This is a genomic window from Vibrio sp. NFR (assembly GCF_027587095.1).
Classification (GTDB): Bacteria; Pseudomonadota; Gammaproteobacteria; order Enterobacterales; family Vibrionaceae; genus Vibrio; species Vibrio harveyi.
Window position 1 is genome coordinate 583,811 of record NZ_JAPPTN010000002.1, and the last position, 22,731, is coordinate 606,541.

17 protein-coding genes are annotated in these 22,731 nt (G+C 45.8%); 8 read left to right on the top strand and 9 right to left on the bottom strand.

Annotated elements, in window-relative coordinates; translation table 11 throughout:
• Nucleotides 1-275 precede the first annotated feature (275 nt).
• From dgcA to OH463_RS06270, 4 genes are all read right to left on the bottom strand, one after another.
• A complete protein-coding gene (dgcA, locus tag OH463_RS06255; RefSeq protein WP_269990902.1) occupies nucleotides 276-1,262 on the bottom strand; it encodes an N-acetyl-D-Glu racemase DgcA in 987 nt (328 codons plus the stop codon).
• A gap of 26 nt (nucleotides 1,263-1,288) precedes the next feature.
• Nucleotides 1,289-2,293, bottom strand: coding sequence for an N-acetyltransferase DgcN (gene dgcN / locus OH463_RS06260; protein WP_269990903.1), 1,005 nt, complete (start codon nucleotides 2,291-2,293; stop codon nucleotides 1,289-1,291).
• Nucleotides 2,294-2,472: 179 nt separating this feature from the next.
• A complete protein-coding gene (locus OH463_RS06265) occupies nucleotides 2,473-3,357 on the bottom strand; it encodes a LysR family transcriptional regulator (protein WP_269990904.1) in 885 nt (294 codons plus the stop codon).
• Between the two features lie 171 nt (nucleotides 3,358-3,528).
• On the bottom strand, nucleotides 3,529-4,632 hold the full coding sequence (locus OH463_RS06270; protein ID WP_009703553.1) for a mechanosensitive ion channel family protein: 1,104 nt from the start codon (nucleotides 4,630-4,632) through the stop codon (nucleotides 3,529-3,531).
• A 349-nt stretch (nucleotides 4,633-4,981) separates the two neighbouring features.
• Here OH463_RS06270 and OH463_RS06275 point away from each other — a divergent pair, with 349 nt between their 5' ends.
• Nucleotides 4,982-5,329: a helix-turn-helix domain-containing protein gene (locus OH463_RS06275; protein WP_005452917.1), complete on the top strand. Its 348-nt coding sequence runs from the start codon at nucleotides 4,982-4,984 to the stop codon at nucleotides 5,327-5,329.
• Nucleotides 5,330-5,395: 66 nt separating this feature from the next.
• Here OH463_RS06275 and lldD read toward each other — a convergent pair whose 3' ends face one another.
• The gene (lldD, locus tag OH463_RS06280; RefSeq protein WP_005452916.1) at nucleotides 5,396-6,535 is read right to left on the bottom strand and encodes an FMN-dependent L-lactate dehydrogenase LldD; all 1,140 of its coding nucleotides are present in this window, start codon (nucleotides 6,533-6,535) and stop codon (nucleotides 5,396-5,398) included.
• Between the two features lie 291 nt (nucleotides 6,536-6,826).
• Nucleotides 6,827-8,518 carry an L-lactate permease gene (locus OH463_RS06285; RefSeq protein WP_269990905.1) on the bottom strand — a complete coding sequence of 564 codons (1,692 nt, stop codon included), beginning with the start codon at nucleotides 8,516-8,518 and terminating at the stop codon, nucleotides 6,827-6,829.
• 156 nt (nucleotides 8,519-8,674) lie between these two features.
• Between OH463_RS06285 and OH463_RS06290 the strand changes: the two genes are divergently transcribed.
• Together OH463_RS06290 and OH463_RS06295 are read left to right on the top strand one after the other, a co-directional pair.
• A complete protein-coding gene (locus tag OH463_RS06290) occupies nucleotides 8,675-9,574 on the top strand; it encodes a LysR family transcriptional regulator (RefSeq protein ID WP_005452914.1) in 900 nt (299 codons plus the stop codon).
• A 138-nt stretch (nucleotides 9,575-9,712) separates the two neighbouring features.
• Nucleotides 9,713-11,752: a prolyl oligopeptidase family serine peptidase gene (locus tag OH463_RS06295; protein ID WP_017818495.1), complete on the top strand. Its 2,040-nt coding sequence runs from the start codon at nucleotides 9,713-9,715 to the stop codon at nucleotides 11,750-11,752.
• A 281-nt stretch (nucleotides 11,753-12,033) separates the two neighbouring features.
• On the opposite strand, the gene OH463_RS06300 is transcribed toward OH463_RS06295, so the two are convergent.
• The gene (locus OH463_RS06300; RefSeq protein WP_005452912.1) at nucleotides 12,034-13,665 is read right to left on the bottom strand and encodes an ABC transporter ATP-binding protein; all 1,632 of its coding nucleotides are present in this window, start codon (nucleotides 13,663-13,665) and stop codon (nucleotides 12,034-12,036) included.
• A 101-nt stretch (nucleotides 13,666-13,766) separates the two neighbouring features.
• Nucleotides 13,767-14,264, bottom strand: coding sequence for a hypothetical protein (locus OH463_RS06305; RefSeq protein ID WP_005452911.1), 498 nt, complete (start codon nucleotides 14,262-14,264; stop codon nucleotides 13,767-13,769).
• A 197-nt stretch (nucleotides 14,265-14,461) separates the two neighbouring features.
• Between OH463_RS06305 and OH463_RS06310 the strand changes: the two genes are divergently transcribed.
• The 3 genes from OH463_RS06310 to OH463_RS06320 all read left to right on the top strand — a co-directional run bounded on the left by OH463_RS06310 (nucleotide 14,462) and on the right by OH463_RS06320 (nucleotide 20,513).
• Nucleotides 14,462-16,822, top strand: a complete 2,361-nt coding sequence (locus tag OH463_RS06310; protein ID WP_047514125.1) for a Lon protease family protein — start codon at nucleotides 14,462-14,464, stop codon at nucleotides 16,820-16,822.
• 227 nt (nucleotides 16,823-17,049) lie between these two features.
• A complete protein-coding gene (locus OH463_RS06315; RefSeq protein ID WP_269990906.1) occupies nucleotides 17,050-18,678 on the top strand; it encodes a methyl-accepting chemotaxis protein in 1,629 nt (542 codons plus the stop codon).
• A 206-nt stretch (nucleotides 18,679-18,884) separates the two neighbouring features.
• Entirely contained in the window at nucleotides 18,885-20,513 is a 1,629-nt protein-coding gene (locus OH463_RS06320; RefSeq protein ID WP_053052340.1) for a methyl-accepting chemotaxis protein, read from the top strand.
• A 63-nt stretch (nucleotides 20,514-20,576) separates the two neighbouring features.
• Here the strand turns inward: OH463_RS06320 and OH463_RS06325 are convergent, their stop codons facing one another.
• On the bottom strand, nucleotides 20,577-21,323 hold the full coding sequence (locus OH463_RS06325) for a flagellar brake protein (RefSeq protein WP_017189597.1): 747 nt from the start codon (nucleotides 21,321-21,323) through the stop codon (nucleotides 20,577-20,579).
• 142 nt (nucleotides 21,324-21,465) lie between these two features.
• On the opposite strand from OH463_RS06325, the gene OH463_RS06330 reads away from it, so the two are divergent.
• Complete coding sequence (locus tag OH463_RS06330) at nucleotides 21,466-21,741, top strand: GNAT family N-acetyltransferase (protein WP_009701951.1); 276 nt, start codon at nucleotides 21,466-21,468, stop codon at nucleotides 21,739-21,741.
• Nucleotides 21,741-22,730, top strand: coding sequence for a phosphotransferase (locus OH463_RS06335; protein WP_269990921.1), 990 nt, complete (start codon nucleotides 21,741-21,743; stop codon nucleotides 22,728-22,730). The genes OH463_RS06330 and OH463_RS06335 overlap by 1 nt, the downstream gene beginning before the upstream one ends.
• Nucleotide 22,731 lies beyond the last annotated feature (1 nt).

The following is a 22,731-nucleotide window of genomic DNA, read 5'->3' on the forward strand; positions in this document are numbered from 1 at the left end:
GAGCCGTTATCGGCAAATCAACGGTTCCAAAGCAAACCTGATATCAGGTACGAACTGCATTGGAGTAGGGCGGGTTTACCGCCTGTTCGTCTTCCATGTCATTTTTCGGATGACTCTATACATACAACCACCACCTTGCTGAAAAAGCGCATTAGAGGTTACTACCGTGTTAGCATGCCGTAATAACCTCGTAATTTATGTGACTTATTTCATGCTGATGGTGATTGTTTTTTAATCTAGGTCATGAAATCGGTGATGGGGTTATCATCGCTTCTTTACAGAACGATTTCTCCTTCTCGATATACCAAAGCGGGCTCAATATCCTGACCCAGTAAAATCGGACCATCTAAATCAACCACTTTCGATTGGACCGCGATGGGTAGCGCTGCACGCATCGCCAATGAAGTGCCTAACATGCAACCGGACATCAAGGTAAAACCAAGGTGTTTCGCTTCTTCTGCAAGCAATAAGGCTTCGGTAAGACCACCTGTCTTGTCGAGTTTGATGTTGACCATTTCGTATTTGCCTACCAATTCATGCAATTGTTGGCGTGTATGGCAACTTTCATCGGCACAAAGTGGAATTGGGTGCGAAATGTCTTTTATCTTATCATCGTCATTCGAGGGTAAAGGCTGCTCAATCATCGCAATATTCAGTGGCGTTAACGCGGCAAACGTGGCGTCTAAATCCAGCTCTTGCCATGCTTCGTTTGCATCCAGCACGATCATCGCGTCGCCTGCCGCCTCACGAACAGCGCGAACGCGTTCAATCACTTGTTCGCCATCGAGCTTCACTTTAAGTAGTTTTGCGCCTTGTTCGATGTAGCTGCGGGTCTGGTTTGCCATTGCCTCTGGCGTGTTAATCGACACGGTCATCGCAGTGACAATCGATGCCGGCAATTCAAATAGATCTTGGGCATGTTGCTTGCCTGCGAGTTTGGCTTGTAAGTTCCACATCGCGCAGTCGAGCGCATTACGTGCCGCACCGGCAGGGAGAAGAGTTTGTAGTTTTTCTCTGAGGGAGACTATGTTCGCGTCACCTTTGGCAAACAAACCTTGCAGTTCATGAGCGGCTTGAGAAATGGCTTTGATCACCGATTTCACCGACTCGCCGTAACGAGGGTAAGGCGTACATTCACCTTGGGCACTGATGCCACTTTGTTCTACGGTTACGCGCACCACGTGACATTCAGTTCTGCTGCCACGGGATATACGAAAAGGCGTCGCCATCGCAATGGTGACGGGCTCTACATGGATTTTCATCGCATCTACAATCCTTAAATCGCAACTTAAATCGCAATAATCTGTTGAGCAATTTGCTCTACGCCAAAACGCACAGGATCGGTTACGGACACTTGGTATTTCTCCGTCCATTCTTGGCAAAGCTGTGCGGCATCATCTTCACTGATTGCAGAGGTATTCAAGCAGATTCCAACAAGTTGTGTGTCAGGGTTTGTTAAACGTGCTGCTTGTAAATTTGCCTCGATGGTTTGTTCAATCGTTGGCAATTTCGCATGGGGAAGGTTGCGAATGTGTGGGCGACCGATCTCGTGACACAATACCAAAGCGTCCGCTTGTGCGCCGTGAAGCAAGCCTAAACTCACGCCCGCAAAAGAAGGATTGAACAACGAGCCTTGTCCTTCAATGATGTCCCATTCATGGTCTGTGAACTCAGGGCTGATGGCTTCCACCGCACCAGAGATAAAGTCCGCGACAACAGCATCAATCGAAATACCACTGCCCGCGACTAAGATGCCCGTTTGACCTGTGGCTTTGAACTCAGCGTTACAACCAGATTGCTGTAAAGCTTTCTCAATCGCGAGGGCAGAGAACATCTTACCAACCGAGCAGTCGGTGCCAACCGTTAGTAAGCGTTTCCCCGAGCGCGCTTTACCATTGCCCACTTTGAGCGAGGCATCGTAATGGCGTACATCGTGTAACTTGGCTAAGCCACGTTGTTGTAAGTCATCTAAAGGAGCGAATTCAGAAAGACGTTGGTGCATACCTGAGGCGATTTCAAACCCCATTTCCGCCGCTTCTAGTAACGTCGCTTGCCATGATTCAGGAATAACACCACCAGGGTTTGCTGTGCCGATGACGAGCGTTTTTGCGCCTTGCTGCTGAGCCTGTTGCAGCGTCATATCGGTTAAACCTAATGAAACGGTTTCTGACGTAAGACGAAGCTGCCCTAAGCAAATCTCTGGGCGCCATTGATGGATACCGCGCGCAGTTTTTGCGGCTAATGGATCGGTGACGTCACCAAGAAAAAGTAAGTAAGGTTGAGCAATTTGCATGATGGTTCCCTCTGTCATTCTGTATGTTTTTAAACAGTACGTTTTCAAACAAGACGTTTTTAACCAATACGTTCAAGTAATGGCGTTTTCAAACAATGTAGCCAGTTTGAAGAGGGAAGCCGAATGCCTATTTGTTGTGCGTCTATAACTTGAGGTTATAGGGTAAGGTGAGTGCTAACTTACTGATTCACATGTTGCTTAAGTGAATCAATAAAAAGCTTGGTCGAAATGGATTGCGGTGTATGTTCCGCAAACATGATAGAGATTGAAAATGACAGCGCAGGAGAAAGTGAGCGCACGCTTACCGATTCATCATCTTGATACTGTTTTGATGTCCATGGATCGACAATCGCAAAGCCGGCATGGTGTTTGACCAGTTCAGCAGCAGCGGCGTAACTGCGTACTGTGATTGCGTGGTGATAATGTTCGTCGCGTGCCGAGAGTGTTTGATGAAGCAACAAACCGAGTGGGTCTCGACTGTCCAAGCCGATGATTGGCAATTCGTGCTGAATCAAATCATCAAACGACATTGTGTCTTCGGTCGAACTGAGTGCCAATTTAGGCGCAATCAGGACAAGTTGCTGCTTGAGTAAAACCTCACTCAAAATTGCGGGTGGGGCTTCTTCACCAAAGGCAATCGCCACATCCAATTCGTGTTTAAGTAAGCCTGAGCAAAGTTCATCGCGGTTTGCCGTTAATAGTTCAAATGAGATGTCTTGCTGCTTAGACAAGGTCGCAATGGTTGGAGCAAGCAGTTGTGAAGCCAAGACAGGCGGCGCCCCAACTCTCAAGTGCTGAGTGCCTTGTTTCACCTTATTGGTGAGAGAACGAAATTGCCCAAGCTGTTGGTAGACTTTCTCTGCTTCTGGCAGTAGGGCTTTGGCTTCTTGGGTTGGTATTAAGCGACCTTTGACACGCTCAAACAGGGCAAAGCTAAGTTGTTGCTCCGTATGGGCAAGTACCCGAGTGACATTGGGTTGCGATACATGCAATAAGCGCGCGGCACCAGAAACGGTTCCGGTTTGCATGATGGCGTAAAAGACTTCCAATTGTCTTAAATTCACTGCGCTGTCCTTTTCATTCGCTTGAGCTAGAAGCTAGCTTATCCAATTCCTACACTTTTTAACAATAGTTGCTCGAACTTGCCCTATAGATAAAAAGAAAGCCCCAGCATAACGTCCGGGGCTTGGTCCTTATTTGATAAGCCATCGTTAGATGATGGCAGTCTGCAATCGCTAGTAGCCTTGATCTTCTTGCGCTTGTGCTTTCGCCATTTGAATTGGATCGAGTTTGAGCGTTTGAGTTGGGAATGCGATGTCCGCTTCGTGTTCTTTAATGATCGCCATTACTTGCAGTAACACATCTTGCTTCACTTCATGGTAACGCACCCAGTTCACCGTTTTAGTGAAGGTGTAAATGAAGAAGTTCAGTGAGGAAGCTCCAAACGAATCAAAGTTCACAATCAGCGTTTGACGCGTATCAATATCTTTGTGGTTTTGTAGCATTTCACGTACTGCATCGATGATGACGGGTACTTTTTCTGCATCATCATAACGTAATCCTATCGTTTCAAAGATGCGTCTATTTAGCATGCGCGATGGGTTTTCTACGACGATATTGCTGAACACTGAGTTTGGTACATAGAGCGGTCTTTTATCGAAAGTACGGATACTGGTCATGCGCCATCCAATACGTTCAACAGTGCCTTCGATTTTACGATCTGGCGAGCGAATCCAATCGCCAACTTTAAATGGGCGATCGAAGTAAATCATTAAGCCGCCAAAGAAGTTGGACAGTAAGTCTTTTGCTGCTAAACCGACAATCAAACCACCGACGCCACCAAAGGTTAGCAAACCAGAAAGGCTAAGCCCGAATGCTTGCATGACGGTAAGCACACCAATCACGATGAAGAACAGGCGCGCGACTTTGGCGATCGCTTGCACCGTGGTTTCATCACGAGTTTTCTGTTCCAGTACATAGTCTTCAACATTAGTGATAAGACGCATCACTATCCAAACTAATATGCTGATCACTAGGATGAGTTTGAGTGTGCTAAGCCAGTTGAACTCGTTGCCTAACTCACTTTGCAAAACAATGCCGATTGATACCGTAGCGGGCCAACACCAAATGAGTGTGCTGACGGGGGTTTTTAACGCTTCTAATAAAAGGTCATCCCAATGGAAGGGGGTTTTCTCTACAAGAATCGCGAGGCGCGAATGCAAGACACGCCAAGCAATCCAAGCAAAGAAGCTGGCTATCGTGATAAATAAAACGCTGCTGCTCCAATCTTGGTGGTTAGCCATGACGTAAGTTTGAAGTTCTGTAAACCACTGTGGCATAAGTAAAGTTTCTTTTTATAGAACAATGGGGGAAAGGTAGCAGAATTTACCAATTCGCCCTAGAAAAATGATGAGGCGGAACGAAAGTGACAAAGTCTCGTTGTGTTGTAACAGGGATGTTTTGCTGTTTACATTGCCATTAATGACTTTTATATTAATTCAAGATGATGATAGGTATGACGAAATGTAAAGTATGAGTAAATCAACCTATGAGATGTGATAGAACTCGTAGATTGAAAGATAAGCACTACCATACGAACCATCAATTGTAGGTTCTTTGACTCATCGCTAACATTTATCACATTTAAATATGAGACTTTAAGGTCACTTTGAAATGCGGAGATGAACCATGGAATTTACAGAGCTAGACCGAAATGCGCTCTACGACATTTGGATGTCGCAAAAAGCAAAAATGCACCTTACCCAAATGGAGATGGCAAAACGTCTAGGTTTAAGTCTACATGAGTTCTCTTCGTTGTTACGCGGTAACGCACCGTTGACTTTGGGCTTTGTTAAGCAGTTATGTGAGCAATTGCACGTTCGTCCCGGACAAGTTATCCCATCAATGACCGAACGCGATGTATCGGGTTCTGGTTCGGTTTACTTACAAAACAGAGTGACCGTAGACGGCGACATTCGTAACGTTTTTATTGAAGGCAACCAAGTGGTGATTGAATACGAACATCACGTCCGCTAATTCAAATTTCTAAAAAAAGCGAGCTTATTGAGCTCGCTTTTTTGTTAGGGGGAGAGTCGGCAAGGTCTATGGAATCTTCACCAAAGAATCACGCGACAGATCGGCGATAGTTTTTGCGCCAGTGAGTGTCATCGCTACGCGCATCTCTTTGTCATACAAATCAAGCAAGTTTTCAACACCCGCACCGCCTTGTGCCGCTAGAGCGTAAACAAAAGAGCGACCAAGCAATGTACAGTCAGCACCAAGCGCCAACATACGAACGACATCCAGACCAGTGCGGATACCGGAGTCGACGAAAATCTTTAGGTCACCTTTTACTGCATCTGCGATGCTAGGCAGAGCTTTCGCTGTCGAAAGGACACCGTCAAGTTGACGCCCACCGTGGTTGGATACAACGATACCGTCTGCACCGAAGCGAACTGCGTCTTTTGCATCTTCTTCGTCTAGGATGCCTTTGATGACCATTGGTCCGTCCCAAAAGTCACGAATCCACTCTAGATCTTTCCAAGAAATCGAAGGATCAAAGTTTGCACCGAGCCAGCCAATGTAATCTTCCAGCTTCGTTGGTTCGCCACGGTAAGTAGAAATGTTCCCTAAGTCGTGAGGTTTACCTAATACACCGACATCCAGTGCCCAGCTTGGATGGCGCATGGCTTGGAATACTCGGCGCATCGCTGCATTTGGACCACTCATACCAGAGTGCATGTCACGGTAACGAGCACCTGGAACTGGCATATCTACGGTGAAAACCAGTGTCGTTACACCTGCCGCTTTCGCGCGCTCAAGTACGTTCTTCATAAAGCCTCGGTCTTTTAGAACATACAGTTGGAACCACATTGGGCGTTCGATCGCAGGTGCGACTTCTTCAATAGGACAAACGGATACCGTTGACATGGTGAAAGGAATGCCTTTCTTTTCTGCGGCTTTCGCGGCTTGTACTTCGCCACGTCTTGCGTACATACCAGTAAGACCAACAGGAGCAAGTGCGATTGGCATAGCAAGTTTCTCACCGAAGATCTCAGTCTCTAGGCTTAGATCGCTCATGTCACGCAGAACACGTTGTCGCAACGCAACATCACCTAAATCATCGGTGTTGCGTTTCAGCGTGCGCTCGTCGTATGAACCACCATCAATGTAATGGAAAAGAAATGGAGGCAGCTTGGCTTTAGCAGCAGCGCGGTAATCTGTAGAAGCAGAGATAATCATAATAGTGTGTCCTGGCTGTTATTCTAAGATTGCGTCCTGAGTCAATGAGCACCTGCTCTGTCAGTGTTCCACTGACTGCCATCCTTTCGGCAGTCGACGTCAGAATAGAGTATAGATAAGTGATTGAGCTGTGGTGGATTCCATACACTGAACAATCAATTATCTGCACTGAAAAAGACTGGTACACCGGTCGGGGGATTGATGCAGCAAGCCACACCAAAAGTGTCGGGGTAGTAGTGCAGACCGATGTACCAGAGAAAGAGCAGGGCGGGGGAAGCCCTGCATGTATTATTAATTCATTAAAGCGTCGGTGATTTGGAAACCGTAAATTAGAATCAGACCGATGATGCCAGTTACCACGAGGTAGTAGAACGTTGGAATTACCGTCTTACGTAGCGTTGCACCTTCGCGTCCTAACAGGCCAACGGTTGCGGATGCAGCAACCACGTTGTGGATAGCAATCATGTTACCCGCAGCTGCGCCTACCGCTTGTAGAGCCACGACAATGGCACTTGAGATGGTCAGTGTCTGTGCTACTTCGAACTGGAATTGGCTGAACATCATGTTCGACACTGTGTTAGAGCCGGCGATGAATGCACCAAGGGCACCAACGGTAGCACTCAACGCCGGGAATGCTGAGCCAACTAGGTCTGCCGCGAAGTTTGCCGTGGTTACTGGCATACTTGCGAGATCTGCACCGTTGACACCTGAGTTAATGAAGATGCGAACCATAGGAATGGTGAACACAAGAACAAAACCTGCACCAATTAACGTCTTACTCGATTCGCCAAACGCTTTACCCAATGATTTCGCACCACCACCTTGTAGAAGAACCGCAAGCAATGCTACGAAGACTAGGATGCCACCAGGAAGGTATAGAGGTTGAATCGCTGTGCTGATGCCTGTCTCGCCAAGAATATTACCAAACGAAAGGCTTACGCTCTTAAGTAGACCTTTGAACTCAGGGCTCACACGGCTTGCTACGAGGATAATCGCTAGTAGTACGTATGGAGCCCATGCTTTGGTCAGACTCATTGGTTTGCCTGGGTTGTCATCCAGATTGATCTTTAGAGAGCCGAGCCATTCTGCTGGCCATTTATCTTCGGTTTCGAAATCCCATTTTGTTTTTGGAACAAGGAAGCCTTTCTTCGCCGCGGTAACCACAATGGCTAGACCCACTAGACCACCAATGAGTGATGGGAACTCTGCCCCCAAGAACACGCCTGTAAGTGCGTAAGGAACGGTGAAAGCAACACCAGCAAATAGTGCAAATGGCAGAATGTCTAGACCTTCGCTCCAGCTCTTGTTTTTACCGAAGAAGCGAGTCAGCATCATTGCCATTAGTACAGGAATTAGCGTGCCAACGGTCGCGTGAATCATTGCCACACTTGCGGTGATTTGTTGCAGGTAGGCATCCCACGTTGAACCGTGTGCGACAAGTGCTTCACCAATGTTGTGTGTATCTAGACCTTTATTCACACCCACGATGATTGGTGTACCAACCGCGCCAAATGATACTGGTGTTGATTGGATCATCATGCCCATCAATACCGCTGCAAGAGCAGGGAAACCAATCGCAACCAATAGTGGCGCTGCGATGGCTGCAGGTGTACCGAAGCCCGATGCACCCTCAATGAATGAACCAAAACACCAAGCGATGATGATGGCTTGCACTCGACGGTCTGCCGAAATATCAGTAAATCCATTGCGGATAGTCGTGATCGCTCCGGTATGTTTTAAAGTGTTGAGCAAGAAGATGGCACCGAACACGATCCATAGAACAGAGACAGTAATTCCTAACCCTTGGAATACAGAGGCCAGTACGCGAGTAGCTGACATATCCCAAAACATTAGGGCGATAGCGACGGTTAGACCGAACGCAACAGGCATGGCTTTTTTAGCAGGCCAGTTGAGACCAACCAATAATATGGCGGCGACAACAATTGGCGAAAACGCCACAAGGGCAAGTAGGGTTTCACTCATTGGTACATCCTCGTACGCTGACTTCTCGAACGGCTTTATGCTGTAGAGATGATTTTTGTTGTAATGGTTTTGTTAATTTGGCGTGAATTTACCCCTTTATTTTTTATAGATATAGGGAAATAATGAAATTAATTTATTCCAAAAGTGACATAATCGATGCGTGCAGACGACCTAATCCTATTCTCTCAGGTAGTAGAAATGGGCAGCTTTAGTAAGGTGGCTGAAGAAAATAACCTTACAAATTCGGTAGTTAGTAAAAGAATTGCTCGATTGGAAGAAGAAATTGGCGCTCAGCTATTATATCGAACAACGCGTAAATTGACCCTGACCGAAGCGGGAAAGGTTTTGTTACATAGTGCTAAAAATGTGAAGCAAGCCACTCAGGAGGCTATGGATGCAGTTTCAGGCTTTGGTGAGAATGTCAGTGGTCATATTAAAATGTCGGTGCCGACTATCTCCGGTGATTTGATTCTAGCGGACGCGGTTGCAGAGTTTTGTAATATGCATCCTGGTTTAACAGTGGATATGTCGCTTGATAACCGCTTTGTCGACTTGGTTGCTGGTGGTTTTGACTTGGTAATTCGTACCGGCTACTTGGAAGATTCCAGTCTGATTGCGAGGCATATTCTGGACTCTCAATGGGTAGTATGTGCTTCTCCTTCTTACATTGCTAAACATGGTAAACCGATCGAACCGATCGATTTAACGACACACAACTGCTTGCAATACGCCTATCAAACCACGGGGGCAACGGATTGGCAGTTCAAAGGCAAAGATGGCGATTACATCGTTAGAGTCTCTGGATGTTTCTCGACAGATAACGCTACCGCATTACGAAAAGCAGCTTTGGGTGGGCACGGCATTGCCTACGTACCGCGTTGCTTGGTTTATCATGACATTCGTAGTGGGGAGTTGGTGGATATCTTCCCAGAATTGGTTGGTAAAAAGCTAGGTATCTACGCGGTTTACCCTTTTACTCGTCAACCGCCTAACAAAGTGAAGCTTTTAATAGAACACATTCGAGAGCGATATCTCACTATCTCACATTACTTTTAGTCGGTTCATAAATATAAGAAATGTTTCAATCTATTGGTTGAAATTCTGTACCTGAACCCTAAGGTAGGTATTGAGAATAAATCTCAATAAAATAATAAAACTAAAACACTTAACTTCAAATGGAGTAACACGGACGTTATGCATTACCCAAAAACTCGTAAAGATTCTGTCGTCGACACTTATTTTGGTCACGACATCGCAGACCCATATCGTTGGCTGGAAGACGATTTGAGCCAAGAAACCGCAGAGTGGGTTTCAGGACAAAACTCAATCACCTTCGATTACTTAGGTCAGATTCCTTTCCGTCAACAAATTCGTGAACTAGTGGCGAACAGTCAGAACTATGAAAAGTATTCTCAACCTTTTGTTCATGGTGACTATACCTACTTCTATAAAAATGACGGTTTGCAAAACCAGAGCGTTTTATACCGCCGTAAAGGGGATGAAGAAGCGGAAATCTTTCTCGATCCAAACACGTTTTCAGAGGAAGGAACGACATCGCTTGGGGAAGTGAAGTTCTCTAATGACGACACTCTTGTCGCCTATTCAATTTCTGAGGGTGGTAGTGATTGGCGTAAGATCTTTGTCATTGACGTCGAAACGAAAGAGCAACTTGAGCCTGAAATCGTAGATGCTAAGTTCACTACGATTTCTTGGCTTGGCAACAAAGGCTTTTATTATGCAAGTTATGACAAACCAAAAGGCAGTGAGCTTTCAGCGCGCACTGAGCAGCACAAGCTTTACTACCATGAGCTAGGCACATCACAATCTGAAGACAAAGTGATCTTTGGTGCATTGGAGTCACAAAAGCACCGTTATGTAGGAGGAGTGACAACCAAAGATGATCGTTTCTTGATTATCACTGGTGCAGAATCGACATCAGGAAACAGACTGTTTTATGTCGATCTTACTTCAGAAGAGCAAGCAGTGAGTACGCTTCAAGATACTGTCGAAGGTGACACTTATCTTATCGATAACCAAGATGACACATTGATCTTTTACACCAATTTGGATGCGCCAAACGGCAAGGTGGTTGGCTACAACACTCAATCTCAACAATGGACAGAGATCATAGCCGAGCAGGAACAACCACTGGATATCAGCAAAGGTGGTGGTTATTTGTTTGCCACTTACATGGTTGATGTTCTCTCCAAGGTTCAGCAGTTTACTTATCAGGGGGAGTTGGTACGCGAAGTCACTCTACCCGATCAAGGCACCGTATATGGCTTACAAGGCAAAGCAGAAGACAAGACGCTTTATTATACTTTTACTAACTACGTGACCCCTCCAACCATCTTCTCTTTTGATGTAGAAAGTGGTGGTTCAGCGCTTTACCAAGAATCAAAAGCGCCGTTTGACCGTCAAGAATACGAATCTCAACAAGTGTTCTATACCTCGAAAGATGGCACGCAAGTACCGATGATCATCTCTTACAAAAAAGGCACCAAACTCGATGGTAGCGCACCAACCATGCTGTATGGCTACGGTGGTTTTAATATCAGTTTGACGCCGATGTTCTCGGGAAATGTTGCGAACTGGCTAGAACTGGGCGGCATCTACGCGGTGGCAAACATGCGTGGTGGCGGTGAGTATGGCAAAGCTTGGCACAATGCAGGTACTCAACAACAAAAGCAAAATGTGTTTGATGACTTTATTGCCGCAGCGGAATATTTGATTGAGAAGAACTACACCAGTTCAGAGCGTCTTGCGATTCGTGGGGGCTCAAATGGCGGCTTGTTAGTTGGTGCGTGTATGACTCAGCGTCCAGAGCTGTTTAAAGTCGCGATTCCTGCGGTTGGTGTATTGGATATGCTTCGCTACCACACCTTTACGTCTGGTGAAGGCTGGAAGTACGACTACGGCACGTCAGAGCAAACTGAGGCTATGTTCAAGTATCTACTCGGTTATTCACCCGTACACAACGTGAAAGAGGGTGAGTCGTACCCTGCGACGCTTGTCACGACCGCAGACCACGATGACCGTGTGGTACCTGCACACTCATACAAATTCATCGCAGAGTTGCAAGACAAGCATCAGGGAGACAATCCAGTATTGATTCGTATTGATGTTAACGCTGGACATGGCGCGGGTATGCCTTTGAGTAAACAAATCGACCTGACCACGGATGTTTACGCGTTTGCGTTACATAACATGGGCATTACGGCACTCGATATTTAAAGGCTAACGACCTGACGCTAAGTTGTTTTCCTTGGCGTCAGAGGCTAGCAGCCAGTCAGGTGCGAGATACCATCTGAAACACAATAAAAAATGCCGCGAAATCATTCGCGGCATTTTTCATGGTTGGGGGAACTCAATTTGATAGTTAGGGTGACTAAGCCTAACTTTGAACCAACCAGTCTCGGCGGCCAAACCGAATGGCAGCTATACCATTTTCGTAGTTATGGCGAAAATCTCACCATACTTTAATCCTAGTGTATGAATATGAAACTGTGATTAATCTAAGCAGCATCATGTTGATTTTCATTGTTTTCAAGATCAAATGAGGCATCAATCAGCTTTCTAGTGTAATCACTTTTCGGGTTATGGAAGATCTCTTCCGCAGTCCCTTGCTCCATTACCTCACCCTTTTGCATGACCAATACACGGTCAGAGAGTGCTTTAACGACAGAAAGGTCATGGCTGATAAAGAGGTAACCAATATTGTGCTTTTTCTGCAGATCTTTTAGCAAATCAATGACGGTTAACTGAACAGAGCGGTCGAGAGCTGAGGTTGGCTCGTCAAGCAAAATGAAAGAAGGCTCAAGAATCAATGCGCGCGCAATCGCAATACGTTGACGCTGACCGCCAGAAAACTCGTGTGGGTAACGGTTAATAGATGCTGGATCTAGACGCACTTCACGCAGCACATCACGCGCCTTTTGCATTCGTTCCGCTTTGTTCATTTGAGGTTGATGAACGGTTAGTCCTTCAGTAATGATTTCGCCAACGGTCATACGAGGCGAAAGCGAACCGTATGGGTCTTGGAAAACCATTTGCACGTCTTTCTTCAGCGCAAAGCGTTCTTTGTCCGTCAGAAGCGCTAGGTCTTGCCCTTTGAACTGAATTTTACCCGTTGACGGCAGTAAGCCAATCAATGCACGGCCAAGGGTTGATTTGCCGGAGCCAGACTCGCCAACGATACCTAGGGTCTCTCCTTGTTTTAACGCTAAGGAGATGCCTTTCACGGCTTCAAAGTATTCATTTTTACTCGCAATGAAGTGAGGTTTAACAAGAAACTTAACGCGGATGTCATCGGCTTTTAGCAGTTCAGTCGCATCTTCTTCAATTGGGTCTTTGCTGCCTTTTGGAATCGAATTAATCAACATCTTAGTGTAATCATGTTGCGGGTCTGAGAAGAGCGCTTCAGTGATGCCCTCTTCGACGACTTCACCTTTACACATGACTAATACTCGGTCTGCAAAGTGCTTCACAACGCCTAAGTCATGAGTGATAAATAGGATCGCCATGCCCATCTTGGCTTGAATCTCTTTAATCAGATAAAGCACTTCTGCTTGGACGGTGACATCGAGCGCAGTGGTTGGCTCATCAGCAATCAGGATATCGGGTTCGTTGATCAATGCCATGGCAATCATGATGCGTTGCAACTGACCGCCTGAAAATTCGTGCGGGTACTTATCATAAGCTTGTTGAGGATTTGGTAGATGCACCAAATCGAACAGTTCAAGTACTTTTGCTTTGGCTTGTTTTTTACTTACAGGGCGATGACACATAATGGCTTCTGCCACTTGAATACCAACGCGCATGTAAGGATTGAGTGAGGTCATCGGCTCTTGGAAGATCATGCCAATACGATCGCCGCGGATGCTCTGCATCTGACGTTCGGTTTTATCTAGTATGGACTCGCCTTCGAAGAAGATAGAAGAATCTGAGTGCAAAATGGCATTGTCTGGCAGCAGTTTCATCAACGCATTGGTTGATACTGATTTTCCTGAGCCGGATTCGCCTACGATAGACAGTGTTTCACCAGCTTTGAGATCAAAGCTCACCTTCTTTACTGCATCGACGATACCATCGTTTGTCGTAAAACTGACAGATAGGTTACTCACCGAAAGAATGGTTTGTGTGGACATCACGTTTCCTTGTGTATCGAGTTGTTATTACTTTTATGCTGTCGCCTTGCCGTGGCAAATTCCTATGCCTTATCGCTCAAATGATCAATTATCTTGAACGATCAATTATATAGCTGAGTCGCTCCGGTTTCTGCAGAACTCATGGTTTGTAAATACAAGAACTGCTCATGAGCACGAGTGACATGATCGAGTTCTATCATCCACTCTGCATTTCTCTGAGCAGAGCAAAACGCTGCCATATGAGCCAACAAATCTTCACTGTGTTTGCTGAGCATCTGGCTCACTCGACCAATTAAATCGTGGCTTTCTAGCTGTAAAAACTGGAGTAGCGCATAAGATTGATTAAGAGCCGAGAACGCTTCTTGCTGCATTCCGAGTTTGTTTAGGATTTCAGATTGCGCCACGCTGGCATCGCGTAAACCACTCACTAAACATACGAACTGGCATGGCTTAGTTTGTTCATTTTCAAGAGCGGAGTGAATGTGATTTGGCAAATGGTTGAGCACATCTTCGTACAGACGATGGGCTTCAGGCCAGTGACCCTGCTCCATCAATTGCTCTGCTTTCAAGTAGCGCATCCAGCATTGCTCAATATTCATCTTCGTCTCCACAAAATTCGATTTGGATAGATATTAAATGAAATTAATTATCAATTGCAAGTGCGACTTATTAGCATTCTAAACTTAGAACAGCTGCTCGTAAAATGTGCAAACGAACCGGGGTGGAAGATAAATCACTTAAATTTAAACAAATAATCTCTACACTGAGGTAAAGACAATAAGAAAAGGAGGCAAGTATGGCAGTACAAAGATTGGAAGCTAAACAGCTGTATTCTGTAGCTGAGTTAGAGAATATGCCATGTAAGTCGACCAAGGAATTACCTCCGATTGACGAAATTGTTGGACAAGAGCGCGCACAAAAAGCGGTTGAGTTTGCTATGTCAATCAAGGAGAAAGGGTACAACATCTACGCCATAGGTCAGAATGGTCTAGGTAAGCGCACGATGATCCTGCGCTATTTAAACCGTCATCAACATGATGCTGCGGCACTATTTGATTGGTGTTACGTTGCAAACTTTGAAGATACGCGTATACCGAAAGTGCTTAAGCTGCCTTGTGGCATTGGTAATAAGCTGAAAGTGGATATTGAAAAGCTGATGGGCAAATTGCTTAACGCATTGCCACTCGCCTTCGATAACGAGATGTACTATAGCCGTGCCGATCGCCTAAAAAACCAATTGGCGAATAAGCAGCAATCAGAGTTAGACAGTATCAGTAAAGAAGCCAAAGAGAAGGGCATTAGTCTAACGATTACGGCGCAAGGCGATTACCAATTTGTGGCGATGAACGGTGAAGATCTGCACACCGAAGAATCTTTCGATGAGCTAAGTAAGAAAGAACAAGAGTATTTCGGCAGCAGCATTGATGAATTGGAAATCAGCCTGCGCAACATGGTTCGCGAGTTGACCGAGTGGGAAGACACGTTCAGTGAGAAGATCAAAAAACTCAACGATGACGTGACTCTGGATGTGATCACCCATTTCATTAAGCAATTGAAATTGGATTATGCAGAGTACCCAGAAATCAAAACGTACCTGACCGATCTGCAAAAAGACATTGTTGAAAATGCAGAGATCTTCTTGGAGCAGAGTGGAGAGCAAGGTGAGATTGCAACAGCATCTTTAGATAAGAAGCTTCCACGCCGCTACAAAGTAAACGTGTTGGTGAGTCGTAAAGATTGTGATTTCCCTATTGTGGTGGAAGAAAACCCAAACTATCACTCACTGTTTGGCTCAATTGAAACGGCGACGTTCAAAGGTACCGTGTTCACGGACTTTTCTTTGATTCGAGCTGGTAGCTTACACAAAGCGAACGGTGGTGTGCTGCTGATGGATGCACAAAAGGTGCTGGAGCAACCTTATGTGTGGGATGGGTTGAAGCGCGCATTGCGTTCTCGCCAATTGAGCTTCACTTCGCTAGAGAAAGAGGTGACGTTGACTGGGGCGGTTTCGCTCGATCCTGAACCGATTCCATTGGATATCAAGATCATCTTGTTTGGTGATTACCGCACTTACCAATTGCTACAACACTACGATCCAGAATTTGGTGAACTATTCCGTGTTACGGCTGATTTCGAAGATGAGATGAAGCGTACACCGGATTCAGAACTACAATATGCACGCTTTATTTCAAGCGTGGTGAACGACAATAATATGCTGCATTGCGATAAGAAAGCCATCGCACGCATCATTGAATACAGCTCTCGTTTGTCTGGTGACCAGACGAAGATTTCACTGCACTCTGCCAACATTGCAAACCTATTACGTGAGTCTAACTACGTGGCTCGCCAAGCGAACTCCAATATGATTCGTGTCGGACATGTAGAAGAGGCGCTGAGTAATCAGGAAATGCGAGTGAGTCGTTTGCAAGACAGCGTGATGGAAACCTTTGTCAACGGCACGACTTTGATCCATACCGAAGGTTCTGCGGTAGGGCAGGTAAATGCATTGTCAGTGCTGAGCACCAGCGATCACATGTTCGGTGCACCTAACCGAATTACAGCGACTACTTGTTATGGTGATGGCGACGTGATTGATATCGAGCGAAGCGTTGATCTTGGCGGCAGCATTCACTCGAAAGGTGTGATGATTCTGTCGGCTTATCTATCGTCTGTATTTGGTAAGACGGCACGTGTTCCACTGACAACCACGATTACTTTCGAGCAATCATATGGTGGTGTTGACGGTGACAGTGCGAGTATGGCGGAGTTCTGTGCGGTAGTATCGGCATTCTCGAAGCAGCCAAACCGTCAGGACATTGCTATCACAGGTTCGATGAACCAATTTGGTGAAGCACAGCCTATCGGTGGGGTAAATGAGAAGATCGAAGGTTTCTACGATGTGTGCGAAATTAAAGGTCGTCACGATGGACAAGGGGTGATTATTCCGCGCTCAAACGTACATAACCTGATGCTTCGTTCTGACATTGTTAAAGCGGTAGAGAAAGGGGACTTTCATATCTGGGCAATCGACCATGTTACTGAGGCTGTTGAGCTGTTCACTGGCAAAGCGGCGGGCGAAGCAACAGATGAAGGCACATACCCAATCGATACTATTTTTGGTTTGGCACAAGCTAAGCTCAATGCGTTGAGAAAATAGGCGCTTATTAACATAAAAATTGATAGAAAATCGTACAAATTTTCATAACTTGTCATAACGACAATATCCCGTCGCACTTGACGGGATATTGTCGATAAAGTTATGAAATTGATGGCTTTTCGTTCTGGACAAAAGTGTGATCTACCTCTAGTATTTGCCTCCTTGTTTATTCGTCTGGGAATAATCCCATCGCAAGGAAGCCAACACTCAAATACCTGAGGTTACTCATGCAGCTATCACTGAAAAACTTGTCGGTACGTACGCAAGTTTTGGTTCCAGTTTTATTCACCGCGATCACTCTGTTTATTACATTGTGGATCACTCAAAACAACCTAGAAGCAGAGCAAGAATTGGTTGCTTCTAACTCCGATTCTCTTGTGTTCTATAAAGACACATTAGCGAAAATCGATGACCAAGTTTACCCATTGCGCATAAGCGCGGTTTACGCGATCTACGATGCTTCTCGTCGTGATGCATTCCTTGCTGATCTAAAGTCAGGCGCGAAAGCGATTGATATCGATCTTGATCTTGTTGATGAGCGCGGCACGTTCAGTAAAGAAGCGCAAAAAGTACGTCAAAGCATCGATGCATACATTGATTACTCAACACGTGCTGTAGAGTTCTTCAACCGTCATGATCGTGGTCTGGTTTCTGATAGCGAATACACAAACTTCATCTCAGGTTACCGCCGTGTTGGTAACGAAATGGTGGCAACCATCAACGCACTATCACAACGTGTGAATGAGATTGCGACTGAAGCAACTGCAGCAAGCGCTCGTGAGCATACTCGCGTACAAAACAACGCAATGATCTCTGTGATTGCGGTATTTGCGTTCTCTTTGCTGGGTGCTTGGTTCCTATCTGGCATGATTGTTACGCCAATCCAAAAACTGCAAGAAGTGATGCGTAAGCTAGCAGGTGGTGACCTGTCAGTGCGTGCAGACATTGATGGCGACAACGAAATTTCTCAGCTAAGCAAAGACGTAAACCAAACAGCGAAACAGCTTCACGATACGGTTGATCAATTGATGCGCATCAGTGAAGAAGTGGCGTCTGCTTCAACAGAACTTGCAGCGGTAATGACGCAAGCTGAAGAGAATGCACAACAAGAATTGGCTGAAATCGAGCAAGTTGCATCAGCGGTTAACGAGCTAGCAAGCACAGCAAACAATGTGAGTGATAACGCGACATCTGCAGATGCGACTGCGCGTGAAGCTGATGGTCTAGCACAGTCTGGCTTGTCGATCTTCCAAGAGAGCGCTCAAGCAAGCGAGCAGATGTCTCAAGCACTGAACGATGCAGCACAAGTGGTATTGCGCCTAAAAGAGCAGTCTGTTCAAATCAACGATGTGATTGAAGTGATTCGTGGCGTATCTGAGCAAACTAACCTTCTCGCACTGAACGCAGCGATCGAAGCTGCACGTGCTGGTGAATCTGGTCGTGGTTTTGCTGTCGTAGCAGACGAAGTTCGTATGCTGGCAGCGCGCACTCAAGACTCAACGCAAGAAATCTCATCAATTATTGAAGAGCTTCAAGCGCAGTCTGGTCTTGCAAACGACAGCATGCAGGTGAGCCTAGAAATGCTTAACCGCAACAACGAGCTGACACAACAAGCGAACGATGCGTTGATTGGCATTACAGAGTCTGTTGCAAACATTAACGATTCAAACACGCAAGTTGCGACTGCCGCAGAAGAGCAATCTCAAGTGACTCAAGACATCAACCGTAACGTGGTTAACATGTCTGAACTGGTAAACCAAAACGTAGCAGGCATCAGCCAAAGCGCGAGCGCAAGTACAGAGCTTTCTCACCTTGCTGAGAAACAGAAAGAGCAATTGAGCTTCTTTAAACTATAAGCAATCCGCGCCAATTGATATTACGAGAATCCCTAAGCGAAGGCTTGGGGATTTTTTTATCCATAATTCCAGCATTTTATTGAGCTTGCTTATCAATACGATAAACATAATTTGTTGGCTGAAAGTTACTGATATCTATAACATTCCTGCCCATTTTACAAAACTTGACGTGCCCCCACGTCTTTTATTTTTTTATTGGTTCGGAAATGCAGAAATTATTAAAAAACCTGTCAGTCAGAATGCAGGTACTTTTGCCAGTTTTGGCAACGGCGTTAGCAGTGGTTATTGCTCTGTGGTTCACACGTAATGAGCTACAAGTAGAGTTAAAACGCAGTACGGAGAATAGCGAGTCTGTCATTCTATACAAAGACCTATTGTCAGAAATCGACAACTTGGTTTATCCCCTTCGAATTAACGGCATTTACGCCATGTACATCCCTGAGCGTCGCACAAATTACATCAATGAGCTCAACAACATCGCAAAAGAGATAGACAATAAGGTAAGTCAAATTGGTGCGAACCCTGCTTACCATTCGCAAACTAACGATGTGCGCGAGAAAGTAAATGCATATATCGAGCAAGCACATCGAGTGATTGATGCTGTGACAAAATACGATCAAGGTTTACTCAGCGCAGATCAGCGTGAGGAGATGATCACTCAATACCGCCGTGCAGGTAACGACATGGTGACAGTAATGAATGCGTTGTCTAAGCGTGTTAATGAAGTTGCTGCAGAAAGCATGGCAGAAAGTGAACGTCAAAACCTACGTGTACAAGACAATGCGACGTTCACGGTTCTGTCAGTGTTTGCCCTAACGCTTATCGGTGCATGGTTACTGTCTGGCAAGATAGTGACACCAATCATCAATCTACAAGGTGTGATGCGTCAGCTTGCCCAGGGTAATCTGAACGTGCGTGCGGAAGCGGATGGTGAAAACGAAATGGCGAAACTAAGCCAAGATGTAAACCTAACCGCAGAACAATTGCGTAGCACCGTAGATCAATTGATGCGTATCAGTGAAGAGGTTGCTTCGGCGTCAACCGAACTGGCTGCTGTGATGACTCAAGCAGAAGCTAACGCGCAACAAGAGTTGATCGAGATTGAACAAGTCGCGTCGGCAGTCAATGAATTGGCAAGTACCGCAGACAATGTAAGCAGTAATGCAACAGCAGCAGACTCCACGGCACGTGAAGCTGATGGCTTGGCGAAGTCGGGCTTGTCCATTTTCAAAGAGAGTGCACACGCTAGTGAACAGATGTCAGAAGCACTGAACGACGCAGCTCAGGTGGTTCAGCGTCTTCAAACTCAGTCTGAGCAAATCAGCAACGTGGTTGAGGTGATTCGCGGTGTATCAGAACAAACGAATTTGTTAGCGCTGAATGCTGCGATTGAAGCCGCTCGTGCAGGTGAATCCGGACGTGGTTTTGCGGTCGTAGCGGATGAGGTTCGTATGCTGGCTGCTCGCACTCAGAAATCAACACAAGAGATCCAATCCATCATTGAAGAACTGCAAGCGCAATCGGGTTTGGCGAATGACAGCATGCAAGTGAGCTTAGATATGTTGTCTCGCAACAACGAGTTGGCTCATCAAGCGAACCAAGCGTTGGTGGGAATTACAGAGTCTGTTGCAGACATCAACGACTCAAATACACAAGTTGCAACGGCGGCAGAACAACAATCTCAGGTGACTCAAGACATCAACCGTAATGTGGTCAATATGTCTGAACTGGTCAACCAGAACGTTGCTGGTATTAGCCAAAGTGCAAGTGCAAGCAGCGAGCTGTCTAAATTGGCGGAAAAGCAAAAAGAGCAATTAAGCTTCTTCAAATTGTAATTTGAGCAGAAAAGCAAAAGGCACCGACTATCGGTGCCTTTTTGTTTTGGGTGCTGAGGAGGGTTATCCCTTCAGCTTCAGTTTCGTGCCATCAAATTTAAGATGGCTCAATAGGTTCTTTGCATTTGCTTTGCCGAAGTCATCAAACTCCATGCCATATCGCGCATAATGTGTGGATTTCTGTAAGTTGCAGATTCGCCCTTTGAGTGGTGCGAGCATACGCCCATTCCCGGGCATCGCGATATCCAACGTGACAAGATCACCAACTTGAAGTGTTCGGCTCATCGGTGAAGTCACAAAGCGACAACCGCTTTTTGATAGATCTCGAATTTCGCACTCTGCACGGAATTGTTCAAACTGGAGTCGAGAGCGTAAGTTCACTTCATATCGCACTTCTTTTCTCAATTGGTAGACCTGCATGGTATTTGGCAAGCCTAAAACTAAGAGTGGATATGGGTCTCCAAGGCGATGTTGAAGTTGTGCTCGAAAAGGAATAACAGCGCCTTCACCACGGTGTGAATAAGCTTTCACGTTAATCCAAAATCCCTCTTGAAAATAAAACTTTAAATCGTCATCGGAGATATTTGGGATCTCAATTAGCGCGGTATTGTTGGAATGACAGCCCATAAAGGTGCTGGTGGTGATGAACTTAGTCCCCACGGGCGTCGTAACATTCAATGTCACTTCACTACCGTGCTCCACCATTGCCATTGCATCAGTGCTGTTTAATGTTGTTGCCTGACGTTCAGGTGCATTTTTGCTTGGCTGAGACGAACGATTGTCCCTTGCACTCGTCATCATATTTCTCATTATTATTGTCGTACCTAATGTGAGAAGACGTTTCGCGCTATGTTATGGTAATACTAAATTACTAGACTATTGCGTGGATATCATTCTATGCAGTCGCATAGCGAGTTTCAATAAAGCACAAGTGAAAAGTGGGGCACGGATAATGCAGAAAGTGACACAAGACACAACAAGCCAAATTTTTTGGGTCGATTTGGAGGAAAACCACAAAGCGAAAGTGGTTTATAAGCTCGATGGGCAAGAGATGCATATCATTTCAACGCTTATTCCTGAAGAAGTAAGAGGGAAGGGGTATGGCAAAGTGATGATGGAAGCTGTTTTACCAGAGATCGAAGCGCAAGGTTATCGCATTGTACCCGTTTGCCCATACGTGATTAAATACATGGCAACGCACCCTGAATGGGCACATTTACTCGCATAATGGAGCCAATGAATAATCCGCTTTATCAGAACATCGGTGACGAGCTAGCGCTTGGCACTTTAGAGCACATCGATGTGATTCAATCTTTATGGGGCGGTTATGGGGAGTTAGTTCGACTGACTTTTCCAGACCGTTCCGTTATCGTAAAACACGTCAAATTACCAAGACCGTCACAACATCCGAGAGGGTGGAATACAGACCGCTCGCATCAACGTAAACTGCATTCTTATCAAGTTGAAGTGAGTTGGTATCAGCACTTCAGCCAACCTGTTGATGAACGTTGTCGAATTCCACAAGGATTGAAGTGCTTTCAGAATGAAACAGAGTGGTTGATTGTGATGGAAGATCTGGCTCTGGCGGGTTATCCAAACGTCGTCAAAGACGCGACCAAAGGTCAGTTAAAAGCTTGCTTGACGTGGTTAGCCAACTTTCATGCGCGCTATATTGGGGTTCGCCATGATGAACTTTGGCAAACCGGAACCTACTGGCATTTGCAAACGCGACCGGATGAATTGGTTGCGTTACAAGATAATAGGCTCAAGCAACGCGCGGAGAGCATTGACCAAACGTTGCGTCAGGCTCGGTTTCAAACCTTAGTGCATGGTGATGCCAAGCTGGCAAACTTTTGCTTTAACGAACAAGGCTCAGCGGCGGCAGCGGTAGACTTCCAGTACGTGGGGCATGGCTGTGCGATGAAAGATGTTGCGTTGTTTATGAGCAGTGCAATCGAGCCGAGTCAGTGTACTGAGATGGAGTCTTGGGTGTTAGATAACTATTTTTCTGCGTTAACGAATGCGCTGAATCACTACCAGCCCGACCTTGATAACAACGTCGTCGAGCAAGAATGGCGACCATTGTTCGCACTTGGTTGGGCTGATTTTCAACGATTTGTGAAAGGATGGAGTCCAGAGCACTGGAAAATTAATCCCTATACGGAATCACTCACCAAACGCGCCCTCGATGAGCTCGATTTAGGTTCTCACCAGTAAA